This window comes from Effusibacillus pohliae DSM 22757 (assembly GCF_000376225.1).
Lineage (GTDB): Bacteria > Bacillota > Bacilli > Tumebacillales > Effusibacillaceae > Effusibacillus > Effusibacillus pohliae.
This window is the reverse complement of record NZ_AQXL01000007.1, coordinates 1-1,226: the sequence shown is the minus strand read 5'-3', so window position 1 is coordinate 1,226 and position 1,226 is coordinate 1. Positions and strand designations below refer to the sequence as shown.

Below are 1,226 nucleotides of genomic sequence, written 5' to 3'. Positions count from 1 at the left end.
GATGCGCGATGATTTTGGGGAACTGAATCCGCTGTTTGTGGGGAATTGAGCGCGATTTTTTTGGGGAGTTTTAATCCGCTATTGACACTGGTTCCAGACATAGCGATGGTGGCATATCTGATAAATCCTCGTGTGGGAGCGATTTTGTATAACCTGGTTCACAGTTACATTCTGCCCGTCGGTTTTTTGGCGGCCGGATGGCTGACTCATAGCCCTCTGCTCCTGCAGGTTGGATTGATTTGGACCACGCATATTGGATTGGATCGGATGTTGGGGTTTGGACTGAAGTACCCAACCGCATTTCGGGACACCCATCTTCAAAGGGTGTAGGTTTCTCCTTTATTGGTTGGTCATACAATTAAAAATGGTCTGCTGTTTGTTCGTCATCCTGTCGAAGGTTGGAGGGCATTCAAGATGAATGTGTTGATTATCTACGCTCACCCGAACCCGAAGAGTTTTAATGCCGCCATCTTGAAAGAAGTGGAGCGTGGGCTGCAAGAGGCCGGCCACACGTATACGGTGATCGATCTGTATAAGGACAACTTTGATCCGGTCCTGGTGTACAACGACAAAATCCGGCGCAGTGACCTTAAAAACGATCCGGCAACCGCTCATTACCGTGAGCTGGTGCGGCAAGCCGATCATCTTATCTTCATGTATCCCGTTTGGTGGTATGGTGTCCCGGCGATTCTGAAGGGTTTTTTCGATCGGGTTTTTGTTTCCGGTTTTGCCTATCGATATGACGGTATGGTGCCGAAGGGATTGCTGAAAGGAAAATCGGCATGGGTGGTCTACACGATTGACTCACCCGGATGGTATGTGAGACTGGTTCGCCGAAGCGCCGAATGGACGGTCATAAGAGATGCGGTACTCCGGTTTTGTGGCATCCGAAAGGTCAAGCGATTCATGTTTGCCGGAGTCAAGCGGAGCAGCCCAAAGCGACGCCAAAAGTGGTTGGAATATTTGTATCACCAGGTGCGTTACGGTGGTTTTACCGGCGGCGAATTCCAACGCAACGTGCGAAGAGGAAAACCGATTGATATGTGACTCATGTGGGGCGGGGCTGATTTTTTGAACGAGCGATTCCGATATCCTGTGGCGATCCACCAGGTGAGGAGAGGCCATCGGGTGTCAGATGGCCTCGATTTTCACCACTTTCTGTACTGGAACCCGGCGAATCCCATCGGCGGTTCGCAGGTGCAATTGGCGGTCTTTCAGCATTGGGA

At 50.7% G+C, this 1,226-nt stretch carries 2 protein-coding genes; both read left to right on the top strand.

The annotated features are described in order from the left end of the window. Window positions 1-45: 45 nt before the first annotated feature. Window positions 46-330 (top strand): DUF4260 domain-containing protein, encoded by a 285-nt coding sequence (locus tag C230_RS23745; protein ID WP_156807283.1) that lies wholly within the window; start codon window positions 46-48, stop codon window positions 328-330. An 84-nt stretch (window positions 331-414) separates the two neighbouring features. Continuing rightward, the gene (locus C230_RS0100065) at window positions 415-1,047 is read left to right on the top strand and encodes an NAD(P)H-dependent oxidoreductase (RefSeq protein ID WP_018130080.1); all 633 of its coding nucleotides are present in this window, start codon (window positions 415-417) and stop codon (window positions 1,045-1,047) included. Window positions 1,048-1,226 lie beyond the last annotated feature (179 nt).

Coding starts and splice junctions, on each gene's coding strand:
- C230_RS0100065 (WP_018130080.1), top strand. CDS start 415: ATGAATGTGTTGATTATCTACGCTCACCCGAACCCGAAGAGTTTTAAT.